The 17,555-nt window shown below is 64.5% G+C and carries 14 protein-coding genes; 6 read left to right on the top strand and 8 right to left on the bottom strand.

Translation table 11 applies throughout. The features are described 5' to 3' along the window. Window positions 1–20: 20 nt before the first annotated feature. The 4 genes from AB7C87_RS13535 to AB7C87_RS13520 form a co-directional block, all read right to left on the bottom strand. Window positions 21–2,081: a CARDB domain-containing protein gene (locus tag AB7C87_RS13535; protein ID WP_369730003.1), complete on the bottom strand. Its 2,061-nt coding sequence runs from the start codon at window positions 2,079–2,081 to the stop codon at window positions 21–23. A 496-nt stretch (window positions 2,082–2,577) separates the two neighbouring features. Further along, the gene (locus AB7C87_RS13530) at window positions 2,578–4,167 is read right to left on the bottom strand and encodes a tryptophan 7-halogenase (RefSeq protein WP_369730002.1); all 1,590 of its coding nucleotides are present in this window, start codon (window positions 4,165–4,167) and stop codon (window positions 2,578–2,580) included. A 119-nt stretch (window positions 4,168–4,286) separates the two neighbouring features. Then, the gene (ileS, locus tag AB7C87_RS13525) at window positions 4,287–7,499 is read right to left on the bottom strand and encodes an isoleucine--tRNA ligase (RefSeq protein ID WP_369730001.1); all 3,213 of its coding nucleotides are present in this window, start codon (window positions 7,497–7,499) and stop codon (window positions 4,287–4,289) included. Window positions 7,500–7,612: 113 nt separating this feature from the next. Further along, entirely contained in the window at window positions 7,613–7,855 is a 243-nt protein-coding gene (locus AB7C87_RS13520; RefSeq protein ID WP_369730000.1) for a DUF8151 family protein, read from the bottom strand. A gap of 114 nt (window positions 7,856–7,969) precedes the next feature. On the opposite strand from AB7C87_RS13520, the gene AB7C87_RS13515 reads away from it, so the two are divergent. Together AB7C87_RS13515 and AB7C87_RS13510 are read left to right on the top strand one after the other, a co-directional pair. Further along, a complete protein-coding gene (locus tag AB7C87_RS13515; RefSeq protein WP_369729999.1) occupies window positions 7,970–8,740 on the top strand; it encodes a uracil-DNA glycosylase in 771 nt (256 codons plus the stop codon). A gap of 84 nt (window positions 8,741–8,824) precedes the next feature. Then, window positions 8,825–9,580: a metallophosphoesterase family protein gene (locus AB7C87_RS13510; RefSeq protein ID WP_369729998.1), complete on the top strand. Its 756-nt coding sequence runs from the start codon at window positions 8,825–8,827 to the stop codon at window positions 9,578–9,580. 58 nt (window positions 9,581–9,638) lie between these two features. Here AB7C87_RS13510 and AB7C87_RS13505 read toward each other — a convergent pair whose 3' ends face one another. Continuing rightward, window positions 9,639–10,898, bottom strand: a complete 1,260-nt coding sequence (locus AB7C87_RS13505; protein WP_369729997.1) for an MgtC/SapB family protein — start codon at window positions 10,896–10,898, stop codon at window positions 9,639–9,641. Beyond that, window positions 10,895–11,023: a hypothetical protein gene (locus tag AB7C87_RS13500; RefSeq protein ID WP_369729996.1), complete on the bottom strand. Its 129-nt coding sequence runs from the start codon at window positions 11,021–11,023 to the stop codon at window positions 10,895–10,897. The genes AB7C87_RS13505 and AB7C87_RS13500 overlap by 4 nt, the downstream gene beginning before the upstream one ends. A 469-nt stretch (window positions 11,024–11,492) precedes the next feature. Between AB7C87_RS13500 and AB7C87_RS13495 the strand changes: the two genes are divergently transcribed. Further along, on the top strand, window positions 11,493–11,912 hold the full coding sequence (locus AB7C87_RS13495) for an HIT family protein (RefSeq protein ID WP_369729995.1): 420 nt from the start codon (window positions 11,493–11,495) through the stop codon (window positions 11,910–11,912). Beyond that, the gene (locus tag AB7C87_RS13490) at window positions 11,909–12,142 is read left to right on the top strand and encodes a hypothetical protein (RefSeq protein ID WP_369729994.1); all 234 of its coding nucleotides are present in this window, start codon (window positions 11,909–11,911) and stop codon (window positions 12,140–12,142) included. Before AB7C87_RS13495 ends, AB7C87_RS13490 begins: the two co-directional genes overlap by 4 nt. Here AB7C87_RS13490 and AB7C87_RS13485 read toward each other — a convergent pair. Beyond that, complete coding sequence (locus AB7C87_RS13485) at window positions 12,139–12,483, bottom strand: DUF5789 family protein (RefSeq protein WP_369729993.1); 345 nt, start codon at window positions 12,481–12,483, stop codon at window positions 12,139–12,141. The genes AB7C87_RS13490 and AB7C87_RS13485 overlap by 4 nt on opposite strands. 221 nt (window positions 12,484–12,704) lie before the next feature. On the opposite strand from AB7C87_RS13485, the gene AB7C87_RS13480 reads away from it, so the two are divergent. Then, window positions 12,705–13,442 (top strand): creatininase family protein, encoded by a 738-nt coding sequence (locus AB7C87_RS13480; RefSeq protein WP_369729992.1) that lies wholly within the window; start codon window positions 12,705–12,707, stop codon window positions 13,440–13,442. A 27-nt stretch (window positions 13,443–13,469) separates the two neighbouring features. On the opposite strand, the gene AB7C87_RS13475 is transcribed toward AB7C87_RS13480, so the two are convergent. Then, window positions 13,470–13,919 carry a DUF5790 family protein gene (locus AB7C87_RS13475; protein WP_369729991.1) on the bottom strand — a complete coding sequence of 150 codons (450 nt, stop codon included), beginning with the start codon at window positions 13,917–13,919 and terminating at the stop codon, window positions 13,470–13,472. Between the two features lie 283 nt (window positions 13,920–14,202). Here AB7C87_RS13475 and AB7C87_RS13470 point away from each other — a divergent pair, with 283 nt between their 5' ends. Further along, window positions 14,203–17,484, top strand: coding sequence for a bacterio-opsin activator domain-containing protein (locus AB7C87_RS13470; RefSeq protein ID WP_369729990.1), 3,282 nt, complete (start codon window positions 14,203–14,205; stop codon window positions 17,482–17,484). The last annotated feature ends 71 nt before the right edge of the window (window positions 17,485–17,555 follow it).

Here is a 17,555-nt window from a genome sequence, read left to right as displayed (position 1 = left end):
CGACGAAAACGGAGACGACGTTATCCTGACCGGCGACGGTACCGGTCTGTGACGCCCACGACCGCGGCGATGACCAAAGCGACGAGCGCCGCGCTCACGCCGAAGCCTGGAATCGAATCGACCTCGAGCGCCGTCGATGCCTCGGAGACGGTCGCCATCGTCGAGACGTCGCCGATCGCGATCTCGTAGCGCCCCTCGTCGTCGAAGCTGAGTTCCGTCTCGAGGGTTTCGGACTCGCCCGGGTCGACGCCGACCAGGTGGCGGTCGACGACGCCGTCGTACGTTCGAACCTCGAGCGACGCGGCCGCGGGTCGGGCGTCGGCGCTCTCGACGGTCGCCGTCATCGTTACCGTCTCGCCGGGTTCGACCGTTTCGGGATCGACCGAGAGGTCCGAGACGGCGACGCTCGAGGGCGGGCGCACGAGGACGGTCAGACGCTCGGTGCCGACGCGGAGGTCGTACGTGCCGGGTTCCGTCGGCGTCCAGCCGAGTCGTTCGGTCGTTCGCTCACCGGGGGCCAGCCGCGCGTGGCTGTAGTCGACGACTTCGCCGTCGACCTCGAGCGTCGCGTCGGCGGTCCCGTCCCGGTCCCCGACGTTCTCGGCGGTCACGGGGACGGTCACGCGCTCGTCGACGGGGACCGCGATCGTCTCTCCGTCGGCGTAGTCGGCCGCCCAGGAGTCGCCGGCGACGTCGATCGATTCGTCGCCGAACCCGTACTCGAAGGTCGCTCCCTGTCGATCGAATGCGTCGCCGTGATCTCGTTGAGTCCACATCGTCGGCGTCTCGGGCGTCCGCGTGTAGCGTTCGGCGACCGATCGCGTCTCGGAGCCACCCACGTCCTCGAGCAACGCGAGGAACTCGGTCTCAGTCAGCGAGCCCTCGTGAGCGTTCATCAGTCGGAAGACATCGACGAGCGTGCGGTCGCCGTCGGTCTCGAGGCGAAGCGTTCGATCGATCTCGCCGTAGACGAGTCGACCTTTCACGTAGTCAGTTCGGTCGTCATCCCAGGAGTTGGGATCGACGAGAACGCCGTCGGCGTACGGCGATCGCTCGCCTGCCTCGAGGTGGCGGCTGAACTCGTCGAACTCGATCAAACCCCGTTCGAACGAGAGGAGGCCGGCGTAGTACTCCGCCTGTGCCTCGACCAGCCACTCGGTTCCCGTGGGAACGTCCGAGTCGACGTCGTCGTAGCCCTGGCGAACGTGGACGTACTCGTGAATCCAGACGTTCCCCGAATCCTCGAGTGAGGCGTCGGCGACGACCCAGGCGTCGCCCTCGCCGTACTGGAGCCCTTCGGGCCCCCAGTCGGCGTCGGTCGGAACGGCGACGACGAACGTCTCCTCGCCCGCGGCTCCGACGTCGAGTCGTTGGCTCGCGTACGCGAGCGTCTCGAGAACGTCAGCCGGCTCCTCCTCGAGATCAGCCGCCTCGGGGACGATCAACCTGATCGTCTCCCCGCGAAACACCGTCCGGTGTTCGACGACCTCGCCGAAGAAGGCGATGTCGCCGCCGGTCGCACCCGGACCGTCGACCGTCACCGTCTCGTCGTGGCCGACGGACTCGGTCTGGCGGAGCGTGATATCGATTCCGGGAACCTGGACGATCCCCCATTCGCCCGTGTCGACGAAGCTGTAGCCGTCCGCGGTTCCCGTCCGGTCGTGCATTCGTCCGTCGTCGGTCGCGTGATGACCGACGTCACCCGTTCGATTCGCCGGCATGGTAAACCGGACGACCGGTTCGTCCGTCTCGCCGGTCCACCGGAGCGTCGCGTCGCCGACTGCTTCGAACCCGTCGACCGATTCGATCTCGGCCCGGCTATCCAGGCCGATCTCGAGGTCGACGACGGGATCGGGAACCTGGAACCGCTTCTCGGTCTCGAACGTCCCCGGTTGGTCGGGGAGATGTCGGAGGGTCGTCGTCCGGTGGAGAACGTCCTCGGAGTCGTCACTTGAGGCGGCCGCGGACTCGACGACGTGAGATGGCGTACCGCCAGCATCGAGGGCCACACCGGCGACACCGGCCGGGAGCGACCCGACCAGCAACACGACGAATGCGAAGACGGCGAACCGATGAGTCATCACAGACGCTAGGTCAGCCGATCGGCATGACTGTTGTGATATCCGAACTCTCTAGATAATTGAAACGATGTGGGCGTGAAATCGGGTCTCGAAACCGGCCGGCTCAACTCCGAGCAGACGGTCTTCGAAACGTCGGTTCCGGGAAGACTACGGGCCGGGTCTCGGGCTCACGAAAGCGACATCCAACAATCCCGCTATAGTAACAACTGAAACGATGTACACACCGATCGCCGAGCTCACGGGTCACTGCGTTCCCCGTTCGCCGTTCCGCGGTTCTCGCTCATGGTTCGAAAATCGAAGATTTTCGTCATCACGAACGACCGCTGGTCGTTCGAACGACTTCGTTCGCTCACGGTTCGTCCCTCCCCGTTCGCTTTCCCGCGGTTCTCGCTCACTCCGTTCGCTCCGAACCGCGCACGCTCCGAACCGCGCTCACTCCGAACCGCGCACACTCCGAACCGCGCTTTTCGTCTGGCGATCGGGTGTGCAGTGACTCTCAGTGGCTACTATAGTCGTCGAAGCCCGGATGGAACGCGTGGTAGAACTCCTCGTAACTGAGGAAATCATCGACCCGTTCGTGGACGGAGTCGGTGTACTCTTCGACCTGTTCGACGACCGCCGGATCGGGGTCGTACTCGAGGTTCTCGTAGAACTCCGATTCGACTCCGAGCCCCTTCAAAACGAGATAGTACAGGTAGTAATTGTTGAGGTCGGTTCCGGTTCGCGTCAGCGCCGCCCGCGTCTGGGGGGCACAGAACCCCGACGCCCGGTAGGTTTCGACCTGCTGGATCGGACCGGGGTTGACCTCGCGGGCGTCCTCCCAGAACGCCGTCGTCCCCGAATTGTACTTGTAGTAGAGGCTCACGAAGTCGTAGATTTCTCCCCAGGTCGCGAGCGTCGTCTCGTTGAACAGCTCCCGAAGCCCCTGATGGTTGACCCGGCCGTGCATCCCGATGAACGTCGCGAGCCGATCGGCGAGCCTGGCCGAGGTCGTCAACGCCGTCGACTGGAGCGGTTCGACGAAGCCGACCGCGTTCCCGACCGCGACGCAGTTGCCGACCCACGGCGTCTCGAGAACGCCCGAGTCGAAGCGATAGCGACGCACCTCGTCGGGTTCGATATCCTCCGATCGCCGCTCGAGGAACTCGGCGAGGGCATCCTCGTCGGAGATGTGTTCGGAGGAGTAGACGTACCCCATATCGCGAACGTCGACCGTGTCGATCTGCCAGAACCAGCCCGCCTCACCGGTCGTGACGATCGTCGCCGAGTCGATCTCCGAGAGATCCAGCGGCGTCGTCGCGACGACCGCCGAATCGACCGGGAGGTCGAACTCGCGTACGGACACCTCGAGTTCGTCCATCAACACCCGTCTGAACCCCGACGCGTCGACGTAGAGATCCGCATCGTAGGCACCCTCGTCACCTTCGATTCGTTCGATCCGTCCGTCAGCAGCCGTTACCTCGGTAATCCGGTCGTCGATCAACTCGACGTCCCGTTCCGCACAGACCGTCCGGAGAAACTGGTTGAAGCTCTGTGAATTGAAGTGATAGGAGGCGTCCGGAAGCCCCTTCCGAATGTTGAAGACGTCCTGGGAGTCGATCACCATCGGCGACTTCCCCGTCGTCTCGGCGAGTTCGTTGTACACCGTCGTATACTCGTCCTCGTGATATCGGTAGTAGAACTCGTCGAACACCGGTTCGTTCTCCGCGGTCAACCCCTCCCCATCGACCGTCGGATCGACCCAGTTGTCCATCTCGACCTGTCGAACCGTCGGGAGCGGCTTCCCCAGTGGGCTATGGAACTCCTTCCCACACCAGTCTTTCAGGTAGACCGTCGTCTTGAACCCGAGTTTCACCTCCTCGATCAGTCGGGTCGGCGTGATCTCGAGGCGATCGTGAAGAAACGTCTGCAGGAACTGGAGGGTGCTCTTGCCGACCTCCGGAACGGATTGATCGAAGTCGTCGACGACGAAAATCTCCACCTCGTCGAGCCCCATCTCGAGAGCGAGCGCCGTGAGAAGTCCGGAGTCCCCACCACCGACGACGCCGATCGATTCGATCCGCCTGTTATCATCACCATTGTTCATACTATTGTGTGAGAATGGAAGGCACGAACCAGTTATAAACTCAACGACTACGCCGGCCGGAAGCTATTGCGGTCGCCGCCGTCTCCCGGTCCGCGAACCGGTTTGCTTCGCTCCCCGGATCAGTCCGACGCTTCCGCAGCTGCCAACGGCTCGATCGTGATCGACATCGTCACGCCATCGACGTCCCACTCCTTGTGGTGGCCGTCCCCGTCCTCGAGGTCGCCGATCTCGTCGGCACGAACCTCCTCGCGGACCAGGGCTTCGCGGTCTCGAACGAGGGCGGCAACGCGATCGTCGTCGATCTCGAGGTCGAGTGTGATCCGCTGTTCGACGTCGAGTTCGAGATCCTTGCGCATCTCTTGGACCCGACGGATAACCTCGCGGGCGTACCCCTCGCTTTCGATGTCCTCGGTCAGCGAGGCGTCGACGTAGACCACACCGTGGTCGTCGCCGTCGAGACCGAACGCGGTCCCGGCAATCTCCTCTGGCGTCTCGGTGACGAAGGAGACCATCTCCTCGGTCAATTCGTCGTCGTCCTCGAGGACGTCCCCGACGGCGTCCTCGAGCGCCTCGAGGTTCGGTTCGTCGATACGAGCCTCGTTGAGCGCGTTCATCACCTCGCCGGCGCGACCGCCGAAGGCGGGTCCGAGTTCGCTCATGTCGGCTTCGGCGCTGTAGGCGAGTTCCTCCCAGCGGTCCTCGGCGGAGACGAGTTCGATCCCGCGGGCGTTGAGCCGCTCTGCGAGCAGATCGGTGTGGCGCTCGACAGCCTCGACGACGCGGTCGTCGTCCGCCGCAACCACGACGCGCGGGACAGGCCAGCGGAGCTTCCGGCCGGCCTGCTGGCGAGCGTTCGCACCCGCCTCCTCGATCGCACGCAGGTGCTCCACGTCCGTCTCGAGTTGCTCGTCGACCCAGTACTCCTCGACCGCGGGCCAGTCTTCCATGTGGACGGTGTCGTGGCCGCCGTCGCCGGTGAGGGTTTCGTAGATCTCCTCACTGACGAACGGGGCGTACGGCGCGAGCAGGACGACCGTCTCGCGGAGGACGCGATAGATCGTCGCGTAGGCGGCCTCCTTCGAGGCGCTGTCCTCTTCTTCCCACATGCGTTCGCGGACCGCCTGGATGTAAAAGCGCGAGACGTCCTCGACGACGAACTCGAGTAGCGCCTCGAGCGCACGGTCCTGACGGAACGCCTCGAGTTCGGCGGTCATCTCGGCTTTCGTCGACTGGAGGCGAGCGAGGATCCACTCGTCGAGAGGCTCGAGGTGTTCGTCCACGTCCTCGAGGGTCGTCACCTCCGGATCGAACCCGTCTAACCGCATGTATGGAAGCGGGAACCGGAAGACGTTCCACAGCGTCCGGAGGTGATTCTCCATCGTCTGCATGCCGTCCCAGGAGAAGCGCATGTCGTCGCCCTGAGGGTTGTTCGACAGCAAGAACAGTCGCATGACGTCCCGGCCGTGGCGGGAAATCGCCTCGTGGGGATCGACGAGGATGTCCCTGGACTTGCTCATCGCGCGGCCGTCGGGCATGAGCGCGTGGCCGTGCATCAACACCTGCTCGTAGGGGCTCTCGCCCAGTGCCGCGGTGCCCATCCCGAGCTGGGACCAGAACCAGCCACGGGTCTGGTCGTGGGCCTCGAGGATGAGGTCGGCGGGCCAGAGTTCGTCGAACTTGCCGTCGTCCGCGGGGAAGTTCAGGGTGCCCCACGACGCCACGGAAGAGTCGAGCCAGACGTCGAAGACGTCGGGAACGCGCGTGTAGGTGGTGCCGTCCTCGGTGATCGTCAGGTCGTCGACGGTGTCCTTGTGGAGGTCGACCGTCTCGGGATCGATATTCTGATCGACCCGTTCGGCGAGCTCCTCGCGGTCACCGATGACGATGCGGTCCTGGTCGTCGTCACGGTCTTCGGGCGTCCAGACGGGAAGCGGAATGCCCCAGTAGCGCTGGCGGGAGACGTTCCAGTCCGGCGCGTCCTCGACGAAGTCCCGGAACCGGTTGTCGCGGGCCCAGTCGGGGTGCCACTCGCTGTCCTCGATATTGTCGAGCAGTTCGTCTTTGACGTCCGTGATCGTGATGAACCACTGGTCGGTGACGACCTGGATGATGCCCGTATCACACCGCCAGCAGTGGCCGTAGCTGTGGTCGGTCGCTCCCGAGGCGAGCATCGCACCCTCGCTCTCGAGGTCGGCGATGATCTCCTCGTTAGCGTCTTTGACGAACTGGCCGGCGTACTTTCCGCCCTCCTCGGTGTAGGTGCCGTCTTCCCCGACGGGACAGAACGGCTCGAAACCGAGTTCCCGGCCGCGCTCGAAGTCCTCTTCACCGTGGCCAGGTGCGGAGTGAACCAGTCCGGTGCCGTCACCGTGGGTGTCGACGTAGTCCCCGGCGTAGACCTCGAGGGTTCCCTCGCCGTCGACGTGGTCGGGGACCTCCTCAGCGAGTGGGTGTCCGTAGGACCAGCCGATCAGCTCCTCGCCGGTCAGTTCTTCGACCACCTCGTAGTCCTCGTAGCGCCCTTCCGTGAGGACCTCCTCGTGTTTGGCCTCGGCGACGTACAGCAGTTCCTCCTCACCGTCTTTTTCGGCACGAACGCCGACGTAGTCGCCTTCCTCGTCGACGGCGACGAACGTGTTCGCGGGAATCGTCCACGGCGTGGTCGTCCAGATGACGATCGATCCCTCGCGATCGGCGAGGTCGAATTTAACGTAGATCGAGGGGTCCTCGACGTCGTCGTACTCGACTTCGTTGTTCGCCAGCCCGGTTTCACACCGGGGACACCACGAGATCGACCGCTTTCCTTTTTCGACGAGGCCGCGCTCGGCGGCCTTCGAAAAGCCCCACCAGGCGGCTTCCATGTACTCGGGCGACACCGTTCTGTAGGGGTCGTCCCAGTCCATCCAGACGCCGAAATCCTGGAAGTCAGACTGCAGGCCCTCGAGTTGTTCGTCGGCGTACTCCTTACACTCCTGGATGAAGTTCTCCTCGCCGAACTCCTCGATGTCCTTCTTGTTCTCGAAGCCCAGCCGTTCCTCGACGCGGGTCTCGATCGGGAGGCCGTGCATGTCGTAGCCCGGTCGGTCCGTGACGTCGTACCCTTGCATCCGCAGAAATCGGAGGTAGACGTCCTTGAGGGACTTGTTCCAGGTGGTCCCCATGTGTGCGGAGCCGGAGGTGTACGGCGGGCCGTCGACGAAGAAGTAGGTTTCACCGTCCGATCGGTGCTCGACCGTCTGCTCGTAGGCGTCGACGTCGTCCCAGTAGTCGAAGATCCGCCCCTCGAGTTCGTGCGGATCGTACTGGTCGTCGACATCGGCGAACCTGTCCATACGTGAGGTGATTCGCTCCGAGAGTAAAGGGGAATCGGTCCTGTGCTAGCGTCCGACGGGAGCGTGCTCGAGGCGGCCGTCGATCGCTCGAGAACCGGTTCGATCGGCGTCGATCACCGACTCGAGGCGAGCAGTCGGGAGAGGACTTTCCCGTAGCCGATCCCGTAGAGGCCAGCGTAGAGCAAGACGGCACCGATCGCGGCGAGCCACAGCGCACTCATCGTCTGGCCGGCCCCGAGGTGCTGGAGGCTCGCGTACTCCGCGGCGAGGCCGCCGGCAGTCAGGACGGCGGCGAGCAGCGTGTACGCGAGTAAGGGAAGCAGTTCTGCGAGTAGTTCCGGTGCGGCCGATGGCATATACCCTCGAGAAGCGACTCGATGGACGTAAACTTGTCCCTCCGTCGAACGGTCGCGGCCGTCGGCCGTTCGCCGAACCGACTCGCCTAACCGACTCGAAACCAATTTCCAAGTATGACTCCCTCCGATGCCGATCACGGCCCGGACGCGGACGTCGACGCGGTCGCAGACTCCGGCCCGGACGCGGACGTCGACGCGGTCGCAGACTCCGGCCCGGACGCAGACGCCGATCGGCGCCCGTCCGAGCCGGCGTTTCCCGACTCCCGTCACGTCCTCGAGGCCGACTGCGACCGTTGCCCTGCCCTCGAGGACGCCCGCGAGTGCATCTCGTGGGGGACCGGCTCGCTCGAGGCGGACGTCGTCGTGGTCGGCGAGGCACCCGGCTACGGCAACCCCGAGGCGGACCGCTGGCAGGGCGGTAACTGGACCGGCAAGGCCTACACCTCGCGTCACTCGGGCCGGCGGATCCGACGGATGCTCGAGCGCGTGGGCTACGACGACGCCTACTACACCAACGCGGTCAAGTGTTATCCGGCCGATTCGGACGACGCCTCGAACAACCGAGAGCCAACACCCGAGGAAGGGGATAACTGCCGGACGCACCTGCTTGCCGAACTCGACCTCGTCGATCCCGAGGTGGTACTCGCGACCGGCAAACACGCGACCGCAACCGTTCTCGCCGCAGAGGGTCGTGAACTCGAGGGCTTCCTCGAGACCGTCCTCGAGCCGATCCGCTGTGAAACTCTCGGCGTCCACCTCGTTCCCGTCGTTCACCCATCTTACCAGGACGTCTGGATCGGCCGCCTCGGCTACGAGCCGGAGGAATACCTCGCGGCGATCGGCGAGACGCTCGACCGGCTCTGCACGACGCCGCCCGATGGATAACAGGCGGGTCGCGACTCCGGACCCAGGCGTCGAGAGGGCCGATCGACCGAAGGGTTGATCGTCTCGACCACGACACGTTGTCCCATGTCCGCGCGTATCGGCGTGATTCCCGACATCCACATGCGAAGCGCTCATCGATCCGAGATCCGGGATCTGCTCGAGTCGACCGCCTCCCACCTCCGGCGGTTCGATCCGGATCTGGTCGTCGCGCTCGGGGACGTCATCGAGGAGGAAGACGAGCGAACGGACGCCGAGCACGTCGAACTCGTCGCCGAGACGCTCGCGTTCGACTGCCCCGTTCGGTTTCTCGCCGGCAACCACGACTCCGAGACGCTCTCACACGACCGGCTCGAGGAGCTGTTCGGCAACGAACTGTGGGGTAGCCAGCGAATCGGCGGCGAGAAACTGGTCTTTCTGAACACGTCGTCGCCGTGGCTCGACGGCGCGCGCGGCGAGGTGACCGACGACCAGCTTTCGATGCTCCGCGAGGAGACGGCCGCAGGTGAGCCGTTTACCATCTTCGTCCACCATCCGATCCACTACTACGACGTCTCGAACTCCTACTGGTGGTCGACGTTTCCCGAACGCGCCTTCTGTGGTAACAAAAAGCGAGTCATCGACGCGTTAGATCCCAAATTGGTCAGGGGCGTGATCAACGGTCACACCCACGAGAACGTGCTGACGAACTATCGCGGCGTCGAACACGTCACGCTCAACGCCTTCAGCAAGGAGACTCGGGAGAGACCGATCACCGGCACGTACGCGGAGGTCGTGATCGAAGACACCGTCGACGTCACGGTCAAACTCGAGGACGAACTCGTCAGACGGTACGAGTTCTGAGATCGATGCAGATCGGAGGAACGACGAGGCGACGGAATCGACGCGTCGTCTCGAGCGCTCAGAGGACGAAAATCGAGACGACGCCGAAGCCGACGCCGACGCAGATGAGTACGAGGTTGTAGATCACGACGGGCTTGATTAGCGATCGTTCGATGGTTGCGGCGAAAAATACCTTCACGCTAATCGAGGCGGTCGTCCCGGCGATGACCCCGAGCACTCCCGTTTCGGGGGTGATCTGGCCGGTGCTGACGAGGGTGACCGCCGTCGTCGCCGCAGTTCCCGAGGAGACGAGGCCGGCGAAGAACGTCGTCGCGATGAACCCGCCTGCGCCCAGAAACTCCTGGGCTCCCGCCGACGCCAGCAAGACGACCAGAAACAGCCCGCCGAACGTCAGCGCGTTTCGCAGGCTAAACGGAGACTGGAGATCAGTCTCGAGGTCCGCTCCCCAGTCGCTCGTAACCATCGACAGGAGGACGCCGGTGACCGCAATCGCGCCGAGCGGTAAGCCGACGGTCACGATTTCCGAGGGGATGAACACGGCGACGACGAAGGCATTTCGAAGCGCCATCGCCGCGTTCGCGAGCAAGATTGCGCCGACGGCGAGACCGGTCAGCGACGGATCACGGGTGGCGCGTTTAGCCATCTCGGCGATGACGGCCGTCGAGTTGACGAGGCCGCCGAAAAAGCCGGTAAAGGCGATCCCACGGCCCTCGTAGCGTTTGACGAGAATGTAGTTGACGAAACCGATGGCGCTGATGGCGATCACCAGGATCCAGATGACTCGCGGCTGGATCGCGTTCCACGGCCCCATCGTCTCGTCGGGTAGGAGGGGGTAGATGACGAACGCGAGGACGACGAACTCGGTCGCCGATCGGACCTCCTCTTTCGACAGCCCCCACGCGAACTCGTGGAGTTCACGCTTCAAGACGAGCAACAGCGAGGACATGACGGCGACGGTTACCCCCTCGATGTAGAACTCGAGGCCGACGAGGACCCCGATGCTGTAGGCGACCAGCATCGAGACCGACGTCGTCAGCGAGAGCCCCTCGTGTTCTTCCTGAAGGAACGTTCGGACCGCCAGCAACACGGCGTGTGCGATGATCAAGACGCCGCCGATGAGGAGCAACCCGTCGTAGTCGACGATGACGAAGACGGCTCCGAGCAGGCTGATCAGTGCGAACGTCCTGATACCTGCGGTCTTCTGGGACCACTCGCGCTCGAGGCCCAGAAAGAGTCCGAGAAGCGTCGCGATGACGAGGTTTGCGACCGTCGTGTCGATCTCGGTCAACAGCGCGCTCTCGACGCCGGTCTCGATCACCGCGTCTCACCTCCGGTGCGTTCGGTCGTGAGACGATCGCCTCGAGTCCGCCGATTCGAATCGATCACGCGATCCGGATCGAGTTCCGACGCCGCGGGCGGGCTCTCGAACGCCGGCTCACCCACGTCCGATCACCCACGAATGAGCCGACGAATCCGCTCCCCGGCTCGAGGCCTCGCTATTGGTGTGACAGATTCGGGGCGAACCCCGGCCCGAAGATTCGAGACTGAGAAGGCAGATTCGAGGGGTTTCCGTGCGGCGTTTACGTTTCTTTCCGTCGTCGGTGCCGGCTCCGGCGCTATTACTCTCGCTCCACAGGCGTTCGGCGACGATCGCTGGACCTGAACCACTCCCTGCCGAGACGATCCGTCTCGGACGCGTTCGGGTGATCGACATACCTTCGACAGAGAGACCACGGACGCATAACATTTACTGATGTGAATTGTTGTCATGGTTTGACTATATAGTATTACATACTCAATATAGTTGGGCGCCGACGAGGGTCGAAACCACACGCCTACTCCGTGGTGGGTGTGTGATTGCCCCGTGGTGACTCGAGTAACCTTCTTACCGCGGGCCGACACACACACGGCTATGAGTACGATCTTCAGCCAGATCGTCGAGGGTGAGATCCCCGCCAGAATCGTGTACGAAGACGAGACGACGGTTGCGTTTCTCGACGCCAACCCGCTCGCACCGGGACACACGCTGGTGATTCCCAGAGACGAGTACGAGCGGCTGAACGACGTGCCGGACGACGTCGCTACGGATCTGTACGCGACGATCCATCGGCTCGTTCCGGCCGTCGAGGAGGCGGTCGACGCCGACGCGACGACGGTCGCGTTCAACAACGGCGAAGCCGCCGGCCAGGAAGTTCCACACGTTCACTGCCATCTCGTTCCGCGCTTTGCCGGCGACGGCGGCGGCCCGATCCACGCGATCGCCGGCGACCGGCCGGACCTCGCAGACGGCGAACTCGATTCGATCGCCGACGACATCGAGTCCCGCGCATGATCGCTGCCCTCCGCGCGCAGTTTCGCGACCATCCCGTCGCCACGACCCTCGAGTTCGGGAGCGTCTTCACCTGCTTCGTTCTGTTCGTGGGCACCCTCGCGTTGCTCACGACCGGCCCGCCGACGGGAACGGGAACGCCGTGGCTCGCACTCGTCGTCGTCGGCGCGTCGTTCGTCCTGTTCTGGACCGTGCTCGTGGCGCTTTACGAGCGGACGATCGGTTGGTCCTAGAACGACTCCTGTTCGCGCTGTCCCTCCTGATCCGGCGCTCCCTCGTCCTGGCGTTGCTCGCCCGCCGCCGGCGGGGTCCGGTCGCTGTAGTTCTTGCGTCCGATCGCGTCGTCGCCCACCATGTTCATGATCGCCTGCTCGACCTCGTCGTACGAACGATACTCGTCTTCGTTCAACGGCTCGAGCAGTTCCTCGAGCGTTGCGGTCTCTTCTCCCATATCGATCTCCTCGCCGCCGTGTTCCTCGAACAGTTCGTCCTGACTGACGGGATACTCCTGGCTCTCGAGTGAGTCCCGAATCTCACCGAGTTCGACGCCGAGTTCGCGGTCGTCGTCGGTCATACTCGGTGATTGCGTACACGAACGGAAACCGGTTGACCCTGCGTGCGCCATCTCCGGGTACCGCGGTTTGACCCGCGCCCCATCCCATAGATTGCGGAACAGTCGGTGCCAACCACGACTCGAGGCGACGTCGAGAGGTCGCGATCACCGACGGTGACGAACGACGTCGACAGGCCACGATCACCGACGGCTTCTTGTCGATTCGGCCGGAGTACTCGCCCATGGATCTGCGCGCCGCGACGTGGACGGACGTCGGCGACTGCGAGACGGACCTCGCGGTCGTCCCCGTCGGGAGTACGGAACAACACGGCCCCCACGCCTCACTCGGTACCGACGTCGCCACCGCGGAGGCGGTCGCCGACGCCGCCCTCGAGCGGATCGACCGCGACATTATTCGAGCGCCGGCGATTCCGGTCGGGATCGCCGAGGAACACCGCCAGTTTCCCGGGACGATGTGGGTCTCCGCCGAAACGTTTCGACGGTACGTCCGCGAGTCGGTCGAGAGCCTGGCCTCCCACGGCTTCGATCGCGTCGTGATCGTCAACGGCCACGGCGGCAACGTCGACGCCCTCCGGGAGGTCGGTGCCCAACTCACGAGAAGCGGGGCGGCGTACGCCGTCCCGTTCACCTGGTTCGAGGCGGTCGGCGACCACGGCGCCGATATGGGTCACGCCGGCCCGCTCGAGACGGCACTCCTGCGTCACTGTGCGCCGGAACTCGTCTTCGAGGAGAGGGTTGCGGACGTGAAAGACGGCGCCGCCGACGGCTGGGGCGAGTGGACGAGCGGGACGAACCTGGCGTACGATACCGCCGAGTTCGCGGAAAACGGCGTCGTCGGCGATCCGACCGACGGGGACGAACGACGGGGGGCGGAGCTCCTCGAGTTGGCGAGTGAATCGCTGGTCCGGCTCCTCGAGGCCATCGCCGACCGGGACGTCACGCGCCCCGAGCGACGGTGATCGAGATGCGGTGATCCCTCGGGACGGTTACTCCTCGTCTTCGGCTTCGTCTTCGCCCTCCTCGTCGTCGGTCTCGTCGGCCGCGTCGGCGCCGGCGTCCTCGAGGGTGCCCCGCAGCGTCGGAATCGTCGACGTGAGGTCGCTCACCTGTTCGCTCGCGTCGGCGATGTCCGTGATCGCGTCCTCGAGGTCGGTGATCTCCTCCTCTAGGTCCTCGGCGTCGTCGAACGCGTCGGCGCGTTGGCCCATCGTGAACCACTTTTTCGCATCGCGGAGGTGATCTTCGGCGTCGCCGACATCGAGCGCGGAGTTGAGCCCGTTCAACACGCCCAACACGTTGTCCGCGTCGGTCTCCCAGACGTCGTCGGCCGCCGGAAGGGCGTCCCAGCCCTCCTCGAGCGAGGATTCGACGTCCTCGCGCATCTCGCTTGCCGCCTCCCCGAACAGGTCGTCGTCGCCGAAGGTCGCTTGGCTCATGACGTTCCCTTCACGGGGATCGAGGTTAAAAGGTCGCCCGAAAGTGAAAGTGAAATCGCGCTCGAGCGATTCGTTCTCGACCGAACGGGTGAGTGAATTCGAAAGGGAGGTCGTCGGTGATATCGTAACAACTGCAACGACGTACACACTGATCGCCGATCACTATGGCGGTCAGGTGTGCGATGACTTGCAGTGGCTACGATAACAACGGACAGAAAGACAGTATCTCCCCACGTTCCGTTCCGATCGGAAACATATTTTAATTAGTATTCGTGTCGTATTTATGACGGTGGAGATCGTCGATACTGGTGGGATGGGTATCAGTTCACCGCGAGTCGACGATGGGTTTCTCGAGGCGGCGACCGCCGCGATCACGGAGGGGGTCGTCGGGTTCGAGTCGGACGGAGCCATCGTCTTCGCGAACCGCGCCGCAGAGGAGTTGTTGGGCTACGAGCCTGGCGGTTTGCTCGAGTGCTCGCTCGAGGAGTTGATCCCGGCCGATCAGTCGCGGGCGTTCGCCACGCTCGAACGCGAGGTCGAGTCTGACCCGACCGCAACCGCCGAGCTATCGTTTCGTCGTGAAGATGGACAACGGGTACCCGTCGTTGCCGGCGTGAAGACGGTGGATGCAGATCGGGAGTCGTTCGTCACCAGCTTCCGGGAACGGTCGACCGACGAGGGGGAGTCCGACGGAGCGCCGGGGGGAATCCGTTCGTTTCTTGATCACACACCCGACGCCGCCGCTGTCGTCGATGCGCGGTCTGAGACGATCACGGCCTGGAACGATCGGTTTCGCGATCTGGTCGGATACGGAGAGGAGGCCGCCCCTCTCGAGCCGGCGACGCTCCACCCGGCACACGCGGACGACTTTCGAACGTTCGTCGATCGGACGGTCGAGGAGGGAGCGGCGCGTCTCGGTTGGATCGCCTACCGGACGAAACGCGGTGATACCGTCGACGCACGAATCTCGGCGTCGACGGTCGAACTGTCGGGACGGCCACACGCGCTCGTGACCGTCCACGAAGCGTCGGGTCCGAACTGGGACGCCTACGACGAGGAGTTCGAGGCCGCCGAGTCGGCGACGGCGATCGGACGGCTCACGGTGGATCTCGTCGAGTCGGTGCTCGATCGGTCGCCGGTAGCGGTATGGATCGCCGACGAGACGAGCAACGGCCTTCGGGTAGTGGCGGCGAGTGACGATCACTCGAGCGACCGCGAACCGACCGCGGCCGAGACGGCGGCCTACGCGGAAGGGACGGCGACAGTCGTCGACGGGGACGACGCACTCGAGAACGGGGCGCGTTCTGAGGGCGCCGTCCGACAGCGTCTGGTCGTCCCGCTCGGAGCGTACGGCGTCCTGACTGTCGGCTCGACCGACGACGATCTGGACGAGTCGGTTCGAGAGCGAGTGGAGACGCTCGCCGAGCGAGCGCGTACGGCCCTCCATCGGGTGTCGGAGACCCGACTCGCTCACCAGCGGGCCGCGGTGGTCGACGCGACCATCGACGGGATCGCGATCACGAACGAGGACGGACTGTTTACGTACGTCAATCGAGTCTACTCGGAGCTGTTCGGCTACGACGAACCCGACGCGCTCGTCGGACGAAGCTGGCGACAGCTGTTCGACCGAGACGAGATCGAACGGTACGAATCGGAGGTCCTGCCGGTCATCGCCGAGCGTGGATCCTGGCGCGGTGAGGCGACCGGACGCTCGAGGACGGGCGAGGCGATTGCTCTCGAAATTTCGCTCTCGACGCTCGAGGATGGCTCCGCGGTGTGTATCGCCCGGGACGTCACCGAACGAACGCGACAGAAACGCCAGCTCGAGGCGCTCAACGACGTCGCACGGAAGCTGATACGGGCGGACGATCGGGAGGAGATCTGTCGAATCGGTATCGAGGCGCTCGAGGAGGTTCTGGCGCTGAATATCGCGTGCCTTCGTCTGTTCGACGACGACGCACAGCGTCTCGAGTGCGTCGCGCTCACGCCGGACGCCGAGGCCCTGCTCGAGACGCGGACGGCCTACGATCTCGAGGCGACGCTCGCCGGTCACGCGTTTCGGGAGGCGGAGACGGTCGTCTACCGGGTCCCCTCGGAGCCGTCGAACTGGTCGGCGACCGGCTACTCGAGCTTTCACGTGCCGATGGGGTCCTACGGCGTGTTCAGCGTCGTCGTCCCGGGCGGCGAGACGTTCGGGGACCGGGACGTCCACCTCGCGGAGATGCTGTCGGTCAACGTCAGGACGGCACTGGCTCGAGCCCAGCGAGTCCGTCTGCTCAGATCCCACGAACGCGAGGTGCGCCAACAGCGTGACCACCTCGAGACGCACAACCGAATCAACAGGCTGATTCAGGAGATCGGACGGCGGCTAACGGAAGCGACGACGCGCGAGGAACTCGAGCAGACGATCTGTGATCACCTCGCGAACTCGGAACTGTACCACAGCGCGTGGATCGGCGACGTCGAGACCAGCACGGACCGAGTCACGACGCGTGCGGGATCGGGTATCGCCGAGCGGGACTTCGAGGCGATCGGCGAGATGGCGATCTCGAGCATCGGGCACGGATCGGTCGAGCGGGCGATCGAGACGGGATCGATCGAGGCCGTCAGACACTACCAACTCGAGGAGCGACGAGACGGAGCGGCCGCGGAGGCGGTCGAGGCGGCCAGGTCGACGGCGGCGATACCGCTTACGTACGGCGATCGACTGTTCGGCGTGTTGGTGGTCAACAGCACAGCGGAGGACGCTTTCGGAGAGGAGACGTTTCTCGGGTTCGAATCGCTCGGCAAGGTCGCTGGCTTCGCGATCAACGCGATCGGCAACAGGAAGCTGTTGCTCTCGGATTCCGTGGTCGAACTCGAGTTCGCGATAACCGATCGATCGGACTTCTACCACCGGGCTTCGTCCGATCTCGACTGCGAGTTTCGGTTCGAACGCTCGGTCCCGCTCGAGGCAGGTACGGTACTCAATTATCACGCAGTTCGTGGCGCCGATCCGGCGTCGGTGCTCTCGGCGGCCGCGGAGGCGGATGCGATCGAGGACGCTCGCGTTCTCGGGGAGGAATCGGAGCGGTTTCTCCTGCAGACGCTCGCGTCGACGTCCGCGGTGCACGTCGCTTTACACGCCGGGGCGACCCTGCGATCGGCGGACGTCGTCGCCGGCGAGGCGCGGCTCGTCCTCGAGGCGCCACAGACCGCGAACGTGCGTCGACTCGTCTCGTCGCTCGAGGAGGCGTTCGACGGCGTCGAACTGGTGGCAAAGCGCGAACACGATCGGCCGATTCAGACCGCCGGCGAGTTCCGGCGGGCGGTCGAACAGCGCCTTACTGAGAAACAGCGTTCGGCGATCGAATCGGCGTACGTCTCCGGCTACTACGACTGGCCGCGATCGATCACTGCCGAGGAACTCGCCGAGTCGATGGGAATCTCCTCGTCGACGCTCCATCAGCACCTCCGCAAAGGAGTCTGGAGCCTCCTTTCGGCCTTTCTCGACGAGCGGCGGGAAGGCGAAGGCGGGACGGTCGGCGCGTCGTCGCGGGCCGGACGCGACGGCAACGGCGAGTAACCAACAGTCGACGAGGAGGATGTAATTCCGAGGTCGGCGAGGAGGACGGGGCGTATTTCCGCGGTCGACGA

Origin of the sequence: Natrarchaeobius versutus (assembly GCF_041205745.1) — an archaeon.
GTDB lineage: Archaea > Halobacteriota > Halobacteria > Halobacteriales > Natrialbaceae > Natrarchaeobius > Natrarchaeobius versutus.
The sequence above is the reverse complement of the archived record's forward strand: the minus strand, read 5'-3'. Positions and strand labels throughout refer to the sequence as shown.

What these genes read in the sequence shown, in the direction of transcription:
- AB7C87_RS13535 (WP_369730003.1), bottom strand. Translation starts at nt 2,081, where the DNA reads ATGACTCATCGGTTCGCCGTCTTCGCATTCGTCGTGTTGCTGGTCGGG.
- AB7C87_RS13530 (WP_369730002.1), bottom strand. Translation starts at nt 4,167, where the DNA reads ATGAACAATGGTGATGATAACAGGCGGATCGAATCGATCGGCGTCGTC.
- ileS (WP_369730001.1), bottom strand. Translation starts at nt 7,499, where the DNA reads ATGGACAGGTTCGCCGATGTCGACGACCAGTACGATCCGCACGAACTC.
- AB7C87_RS13520 (WP_369730000.1), bottom strand. Translation starts at nt 7,855, where the DNA reads ATGCCATCGGCCGCACCGGAACTACTCGCAGAACTGCTTCCCTTACTC.
- AB7C87_RS13515 (WP_369729999.1), top strand. Translation starts at nt 7,970, where the DNA reads ATGACTCCCTCCGATGCCGATCACGGCCCGGACGCGGACGTCGACGCG.
- AB7C87_RS13510 (WP_369729998.1), top strand. Translation starts at nt 8,825, where the DNA reads ATGTCCGCGCGTATCGGCGTGATTCCCGACATCCACATGCGAAGCGCT.
- AB7C87_RS13495 (WP_369729995.1), top strand. Translation starts at nt 11,493, where the DNA reads ATGAGTACGATCTTCAGCCAGATCGTCGAGGGTGAGATCCCCGCCAGA.
- AB7C87_RS13490 (WP_369729994.1), top strand. Translation starts at nt 11,909, where the DNA reads ATGATCGCTGCCCTCCGCGCGCAGTTTCGCGACCATCCCGTCGCCACG.
- AB7C87_RS13485 (WP_369729993.1), bottom strand. Translation starts at nt 12,483, where the DNA reads ATGACCGACGACGACCGCGAACTCGGCGTCGAACTCGGTGAGATTCGG.
- AB7C87_RS13480 (WP_369729992.1), top strand. Translation starts at nt 12,705, where the DNA reads ATGGATCTGCGCGCCGCGACGTGGACGGACGTCGGCGACTGCGAGACG.
- AB7C87_RS13475 (WP_369729991.1), bottom strand. Translation starts at nt 13,919, where the DNA reads ATGAGCCAAGCGACCTTCGGCGACGACGACCTGTTCGGGGAGGCGGCA.
- AB7C87_RS13470 (WP_369729990.1), top strand. Translation starts at nt 14,203, where the DNA reads ATGACGGTGGAGATCGTCGATACTGGTGGGATGGGTATCAGTTCACCG.